This window comes from Pseudomonas sp. DCB_BI (assembly GCF_026240995.1).
Lineage (GTDB): Bacteria > Pseudomonadota > Gammaproteobacteria > Pseudomonadales > Pseudomonadaceae > Aquipseudomonas.
Window position 1 is genome coordinate 1 of the sequence record NZ_JAPFCG010000042.1, and the last position, 8,443, is coordinate 8,443.

Below are 8,443 nucleotides of genomic sequence, written 5' to 3' on the forward strand. Positions count from 1 at the left end.
ACCGTGGAAACCCTGCGAACGTCGCTGCTGGCACATCTGCCGGAATTCATGGTGCCAGCGCTGTTCGTGCACCTCGAAGCCCTGCCGCTGAGCCCCAACGGCAAACTCGACCGCAAGGCGCTGCCAGAGCCCGGCGCGCTGCAGGATCGCCCATTCGAAGCCCCGCAAGGCGAAACCGAAAACCTGCTGGCAGCCATTTGGGCCGAACTACTGGGGGTCGAGCGGGTAGGGCGCCATGACAACTTCTTCGAGCTGGGTGGCCACTCGCTGTTGGCGGTAAGCCTCACTGCACGCCTGCGTGAACGAGGCCTGCAAGCCGATATCCGCGTGTTGTTCGGTCAACCGACCCTGGCCGCGCTGGCCGTTGCAGTTGGCGGTGAAAGCCGGGTCGCGGTGCCGGCCAACCTGATTGACCCAGGCTGTACCCACATCACTCCGGCCCTGCTGCCATTGGCCGAGCTTTCGCAAACCGCCATCGACACCCTGGTGGCGCAGGTCCCTGGCGGCACGGCGAACATCCAGGACATCTACGGCCTGGCCCCGCTCCAACAGGGCATTCTCTACCACCACCTGGCCAGCGAGGGCGCTGACCCGTATGTGTTACACGCGTGCTTTGCCTTCCCGGGCCAAGCCGAACTGGACGCCTTCGCCGCCGCGCTTGACCAGGTCATTGCGCGGCATGACATCCTGCGCACCAGCATCCACTGGCAAGCCCTCGACGAGCCGGTGCAGGTGGTATGGCGCACCACGCCCTCTGTCGCAGCCTTGCGCTGCGATCAGCAACAGCGTGGCATCAACCTGAACCACGCCCCGCTGCTGCGCCTGGTCCCCGAGCAGACCGACAGTGGCCTGCAAGCCACGCTGCTGATCCACCACATCATCCTCGACCATGCCGCCGTCGAGCAGTTGGTGGCCGAGATCACTGCAGTGTTGCAAGGCCAGCCACGGCACGAAGCCAGTGTGCCTTACCGCAACTACGTAGCCCAGGCCCGCCTTGCCAGCGACGCCCAAGGCGACGAAGCGTGGTTCCGTGAACTGCTGGGTGACATCGACGAACCTACCATTGTGTACGGACTGCACGATGCGCAGACCGACGCCTGCGAAGTGTTCGATAGCCGTCAGGCCCTGGATGGCACACTGGCTGGCCGCCTGCGCGAGCAGGCGCGGCATCTGGGCGTCAGTGTCGCCAGCCTGGTGCACCAGGCGTGGGCGCAGGTGCTGGCTCAGTTGTCCGGGCGCGAGGAGGTGGTGTTCGGCACGGTATTGCTCGGTCGCCTGCAGGGCGGCGAGGGTGCCGAGCGGGCGCTGGGCATGTTCATCAACACCCTGCCGTTGCGCGTCAGCGTTGGCGCGGCAACGACTGCCGATGGCGTGCGCCTGACCCACCAGCGCCTGGCTCGGCTGCTGGTCCACGAACAGGCCTCGCTGGCCCTGGCCCAGCGCTGCAGCGGCGTACCAGCTACCCAGTCGCTGTTCACCAGCCTGCTCAATTACCGCCACAGCGCACCGGCCAAGGTCGAGCTGCGCCAGGCCTGGCAAGGAATCGAACAGCTGACTGCCCATGAGCGCAGCAACTACCCGCTGGTGGTCAATGTCGATGACCTGGGTGATGGTTTTGTCCTGACCGTGCAAGCGGTGGCTCAGGTTGACGGCGGCCAGGTATGCCGCCTGCTGGCTACCGCCCTGGAGCAACTGGCCGATGCCTTGCAAGGTGCTCCGGCCATGCCATTGCATGCGCTCAGCCAACTGGCGCCTGCCGAGCGCGAGCTGGTGCTGCAAGGCTTCAACGCCACTCGCCGTGACTACCCGCGGGATCACGCGCTGCACCAGCTGTTCGGTACCCATGCCGCGCTCACGCCGGCTGCAATTGCCGTGGTGCACGGCCAGCGGCAATGGACCTACCAACAGCTGGAGCAGCATGCCAACCGCCTTGCGCACCACCTGCTGAGCCTGGGCGTGACGCCAGGCGACCGTGTCGCCCTGTCGCTGCCACGCAGTTTCGAGCTGCTGGCGGCGCAGTTGGCCGTCAGCAAATGCGCGGCAGTGTTCGTACCCCTGGACAGCAATACGCCCGCCGAACGCCAGGCCTTCATGATCGACGATAGCCAGGCCAGGGTGCTGCTGACACTCGCCAGCGAAGTGCAGGCAGGCCAGGCAATCCGGGTGGAACTGGACCACTGTGAGCTGGCCGGCTACCCGACCCATACGCCGGGGCTGGCGGTGAGCGCTGAAAGCGCAGCCTACATCATGTATACCTCGGGCTCGACCGGCACCCCGAAGGGCGTGCAAGTGCCGCACCGGGCGATCGTGCGCCTGGTGATCAACAACGGTTTTGCCCAGTTCACCCGCGAGGACCGGGTGGCTTTCGCTTCCAACCCCGCGTTCGACGCCAGTACCCTGGAGGTCTGGGCGCCGTTGCTCAACGGTGCCAGCGTCGTCGTCATCGACCAGCAGCAGGTGTTGTCGCGGGAGGCATTGCGTGATGTGCTGCTGGATCAGGGCGTAAGCGTGCTGTGGCTGACGGCGGGCCTGTTCCACCAGTTTGCCGAAGCCTTGCTGCCAGCCTTCGCCAGGCTGCGCTACCTGATGGTGGGGGGCGACGTACTGGACCCGGCGGTAATCGCCCGGGTACTGCGCGAAGGTGCGCCGCAGCACCTGCTCAATGGCTATGGGCCGACCGAGGCCACCACCTTCAGCACCACCCACGCGATCACCACCGTCGACAAGGGCAGCATCCCGATTGGCAAACCGATCGGCAATGGCCGCTGCTATGTGCTCGATGCCCGCCGGCAACCCCTGCCGGTCGGCGCCGTCGGCGAGTTGTACATCGGTGGCGATGGCGTGGCCCTGGGTTACCTTGGCCAGCCCGCACTCACGGCTGATCGCTTCCTCGCCGACCCGTTCAGCCCCCAGCCGGGCGCCCGCATGTACCGCAGCGGTGACCTGGCCAGTTGGCAGGCCGACGGCTCGCTGCGTTACCTGGGTCGTGCCGACCAGCAGGTCAAGCTGCGCGGCTTCCGTATCGAGCCGGGGGAAATCGAGGCCTGCCTCGGCCAATGCGTCGGCGTTCGCGACAGCGCCGTGGTGCTGCGCGAAGACACCCCGGGCGAGAAGCGCCTGGTGGCCTACTTCACCGCACATTCCGCGGCACCGGCACTTGCTGAGTTGCACGCTCAGTTGCAAGGCCGTCTGCCGGACTACATGCTGCCGGCGGCTTATGTGTACCTGGCCGAGCTGCCATTGACCGCTAACGGCAAGCTCGACCGCCGCGCACTCCCGGCACCGGGTAGCGACGCTTTGGTCAGCCGTGCCTTCGAGCCCCCGCAAGGTGAAGTGGAAAGCGCCCTGGCCGTGATCTGGGCGCAAATACTCAAGGTCGATCAGATAGGCCGCCACGATCACTTTTTCGAACTGGGCGGCCATTCGCTGCTGGCCGTGACCCTGGTCGAGCGCATGCGCAAGGCGGGGCTGAGTGCCGATGTGCGCGTGCTGTTCGCCCAGCCGACCCTGGCCGCCCTGGCCGCTGCGGTCGGGACGGGCCGCGAGGTGCAGGTACCGGCCAATCGGGTGCCGGCAGAGGCTCGCGCAATCACCCCGGACATGCTCAGCCTGATCGACCTCGACCAGGTCAGCATCGACCGCGTGGTAGCCACCGTGCCCGGCGGAGCTGCCAACGTGCAGGAAATCTACCCGCTGGCACCGTTGCAGGAAGGCATCCTGTACCACCACCTAAGTGCCGAGCAGGGCGACCCCTACCTTTTGCAGTCGCGCCTGGCGTTCGACAGCCTGGCCGACCTGCAACGCTGGGCCGGTGCCTTGCAGCAGGTGATCGACCGCCACGACATCCTGCGCACTGCCGTGGTCAGCGAAGGCCTGGAACAAGCGGTACAAGTGGTATGGCGTGAGGCGCACATGGCCGTCACGGCCGTGGAGGGGCTTGGCGACGAGGCCGTGCTCGATGCGTTGCAAGCGCGCTACGACGCCCGCCACCAGCGGCTGGATCTGACCTGTGCGCCGTTGCTGCGTCTGGTGCATGCCGCCGACCCGGTCAACCAGCGGGTGGTGGCGATACTGCAGTTCCACCACTTGGCCCTGGACCATACCGCCATGGAAGTGATTGCCGGGGAAATGCACGCGCTGATGGCGGGGCAGGGCGAGGTTCTGCCGCCGCCGGTGCCGTACCGCACCTATGTTGCCCAGGCGCGCCTGGCGGCTGACGATGCAGGCCATGAGGCGTTCTTCCGCGAAATGCTGGGCGACCTGGACGAACCGACCCTGCCGTTCGGCTTGGCTGACGTGCAAGGCGAAGGGCATGCCATCGAGGAAGCCCGACTTGCCGTGGCCCCCACGCTGGCCCGTAGCCTGCGCGAGCAGGCCCGGCAACTGGGCGTCAGCGCCGCGAGCCTGGCGCACCTGGCCTGGGCACGGGTCCTGGGCGTGCTGGCCAACCGCACCGACGTGGTCTTCGGCACAGTGCTGATGGGCCGCCTGCAAGGCGGTGAAGGGGCTGATCGGGCGCTTGGCGTGTTCATCAATACCCTGCCACTGCGCATCGACCTGTCGACGCCGGTGCGGCAGGCAGTGGGCCTGACTCACCAACGGCTGTCGGCGTTGCTGGCACATGAGCATGCCTCGCTTGCCCTGGCCCAGCGCTGCAGCGGCGTGGCGGCATCGGTGCCATTGTTCAGCGCCTTGTTCAATTACCGGCATAGCAGTGCCGTGAGCGGTACGGATGCCGGCACGCAGGGCGTCTGCCTGCTGGGCGGGGAGGAGCGCAGCAACTATCCGCTGACCCTGAGCGTCGATGACCTCGGCGAAGGCTTTGTCCTGAGTGTGCTGGCCCTGCAAGGCATCGGTGCCGGGCGGGTGGCACAGTGGATGAATCAGGCCCTCGCTGAGTTGGCCAAGGCGCTGGAGCAGGCGGCGGATGTGGCAGTGGCCACGCTGCCCATCCTCGATCACGCCGCACGCCGACAATTGCTGGACACCTTCAATGCCACCTGGCGCGATTACCCTACCGGCCAGACCGTACATGCCCTGGTCGAGGACCAGGCCGCCCACACGCCGCAGGCGGCCGCCCTGGTGCAGGATGGCCGGGTGCTGAGCTATGGTGAGCTGAACCGCAGCGCCAACCGTCTCGCCCATTACCTGATCGAACGTGGCGTGCAGCTTGGCGACCGCGTTGCGCTGTGCCTGCCGCGCACCTTGGAGCGCCAGATTGCCCTGTTGGCTGTGCTCAAGACGGGGGCGGCCTATGTGCCCATCGACCCGGCTTACCCGCCCGAGCGCATCGCCTATCTGTTGGCCGACAGCACACCCGCGTTGGTGCTGGTAGAGTCCGCTACGCAGGCACTGGTCGGTGACGCAGTGCAGGTGGCGCTGGACCGTGATACCTGGCAAGGCGCCGCAGACAGCAACCCGCACGTGGCCGGGTTGGGCCAGCAGCACCTGGCCTACGTCATCTACACCTCTGGCTCCACCGGCCAGCCCAAGGGCGTGATGGTCGAGCATGCGAGCCTGGCCAACCTGGTGCATTGGCACCGCGAGGCCTTTGCCTTGAACGCCGGCAGCCATACCAGCACAGTGGCCGGTTTCGGCTTCGACGCAGTCGCCTGGGAGGTGTGGCCGGCGCTCTGTGCCGGGGCAGTGCTGCACTTGCCGCCGGTCCAGGTGGGCGGTGAACACGTCGACGAGCTGCTGGACTGGTGGCTGGACCAACCCCTGGCGGTCAGCTTCCTGCCGACGCCGGTAGCTGAGCAGGCACTGCGCCGTGAACGCCAGCACCCGACCCTGCGTACGCTGCTGGTGGGCGGTGACCGTCTGCGCCAGTTCGAGCAGGCGCCGGGCTTTGCTGTGGTCAACAACTATGGCCCGACTGAAGCCACTGTCGTCGCCAGCTCCGGACAGCTAGTGCCTGGCGGGCTGTTGCATATCGGCAAGCCGATCGCCAACACACGCCTGTACGTACTCGACGATCACCAACAGCCGGTGCCGGTGGGCGCGGTGGGTGAGTTGTACATAGGGGGCATCGGGGTTGCCCGTGGCTACCTGAACCGCGACGGGCTCAGCGCAGAGCGCTTCCTGGCCGACCCGTTCAGTACCGCAGCCCATGCGCGGATGTACCGCAGCGGCGACCTGGTGCGCTGGAACGCCGACGGCACCCTGGATTACCTGGGCCGCAACGATGACCAGGTGAAGATCCGCGGTGTGCGTGTGGAGCTGGGCGAAATCGAAAGTGTGCTGGCCGCCCAGCCGGGCATCGCCGATGCCGTGGTGCTGGTGCGTGGCGAGCGCCTGCTGGCCTGGTTCACCGCAACCGCGCCCGTGCAGCCGGAGGCATTGCGCCAGGCGTTGCAGGCCAGCTTGCCGACGCATCTGGTACCCATGGCCTTTAACCAGGTCGATGGGTTGCCGCTGACCCGCCATGGCAAGCTCGACCGCCAGGCGTTGCCCGACCCAGCCCCGGCCTTGCTGACCCGCCAGGCCTACGCACCACCACAGGGTGCAGTCGAAACCGCGCTGGCAGCAGTTTGGGCCGAAATGCTGCAGGTCGAACGAGTGGGGCGTCACGACAACTTCTTCGAACTGGGCGGCCACTCGCTGTTGGCCGTCAGCCTGACCGCACGCCTGCGCCGGCAAGGTTTGCAGGTTGACGTGCGCACGCTGTTCGGCCAACCGAGCATTGCCGCCCTGGCTGCCACCCTGGGACAGGTACGCGAGGTGCAGGTGCCCGCGAACCTGATCCCGGTCGATTGCTCCCATATCACCCCGGCCATGCTCCCCATGGTGACGCTGGAACAGGCCGCCATCGAGCGCATCGTTGCCCGGGTGCCGGGCGGCGCTGCCAACGTGCAGGACATCTACCCCTTGGCGCCGTTGCAGGAGGGGATTCTCTATCACCATCTGAGCGCCGCCGGGCATGACCCCTATGTGTTGCAATCGCGTTTCGCCTTCGCCAGTCGCGAGCACCTGGCCAGCTTCGCCGCCGCGCTGGACAAGGTGATCGCCCGCCACGATGTGCTGCGTACCGCCATCGTCTGGGAAGGCCTGCCACAGCCTGTGCAGGTGGTCTTGCGCGCAGTCGCACCGGTTGCGCAAGAGCCCTGTGGGCGCATAGATAACCGCGACCATGCCAACACACGTCTCGATTTGACCAAGGCCCCACTGATTCGGCTGCTCTGCACCGACGCGGACGGCCCGATCGAAGCCACCCTGCAGTTCCACCACATCGTTCTCGACCACACCGCCATGGAGGTGGTCGCCGAAGAACTGATCGGCTACCTGCAAGGCAACGGTGAACCTGCCCACGCCCCGGTGCCGTACCGCAACTATGTGGCCCAGGCCCGCCTGGGCATCAGCCAGGCCGGGCACGAGGCGTTCTTCTGCGAGCAACTGGCGGATATCGACGAGCCGACTTTGCCGTTCGGCCTCAGTGATGTGCAAGGCGATGGCCGCGGCATCCAGGAAGCCCAGTTGTGGCTGGACGCAGCGCTGGCGCAACGCCTGCGTTGGCAGGCACGCCAATTGGGCATCAGTGTCGCCAGCCTGTTCCACCTGGCCTGGGCGCGCTTGCTGGCGGCTGCCAGCGGCCAGGAGCGGGTGGTGTTCGGCACCGTGCTGCTGGGTCGCCTGCAAGGCGGCGAAGGTGCCGAGCGAGCGCTGGGGATGTTCATCAACACTTTGCCGCTGCGCGTCGACCTTGCTGGCATCAGCCTGCGCGCGGGCGCCCATGCCACCCACCAGCGGCTGAGTGCGCTGCTGGCCCACGAGCACGCCTCGCTGGCCCTGGCCCAACGCTGCAGCGGCGTGGCCGCGCCGCTGCCATTGTTCAGCGCGATGCTCAATTACCGCCACAGCAGCCAGGCCACCGCCAGCCAGAAGCAGGCGACAGCAGGCATCACCACCCTGGAGAGCCAGGAGCGCAGCAACTACCCGTTGAGCCTGAATGTGGATGACACCGGCCTTGGATTCCGGTTGGTGGCCATGACTCAAGCCGAGATTGGCGCAGCGCGCATCTGCGGGCAGATGGCGCAGTTGCTGCAAGCCATGGTCGAGGCCCTGGAGCATGAACCGGACCTGCCGGTGCAGCGCTTGCCGGTGTTGCCGGCTGAAGAACGCCAGCGGGTGCTGGTTGACTTCAACGACACGGCCGTTGACTACGACCTTGAACAGACCTTGCACGGCATGATCGAGGCGCAGGTTGCGCGCACGCCGCATGCCGTGGCCGTGCGGGCTGAAGAAGGTGAGCTGACCTACCGGCAGCTCAACGAGCAGGCCAACCGCCTGGCGCATCATCTGATCGGGCTGGGTGTGCAACCGGATGATCGGGTGGCGATCTGCGTCGAACGTGGCCTGTCGATGGTGGTTGGCCTGCTGGCCATCCTCAAGGCTGGCGGTGCTTATGTGCCGGTAGACCCGGACTACCCGGCCGAGCGCGTGCGCC

The 8,443-nt window shown here is 66.8% G+C and carries 1 protein-coding gene; it reads left to right on the forward strand.

Annotated elements, in window-relative coordinates:
- Positions 1-8,443 (forward strand): non-ribosomal peptide synthetase (locus tag OO258_RS27115; RefSeq protein ID WP_266034954.1); only part of this gene is annotated, 8,443 nt, incomplete at both ends.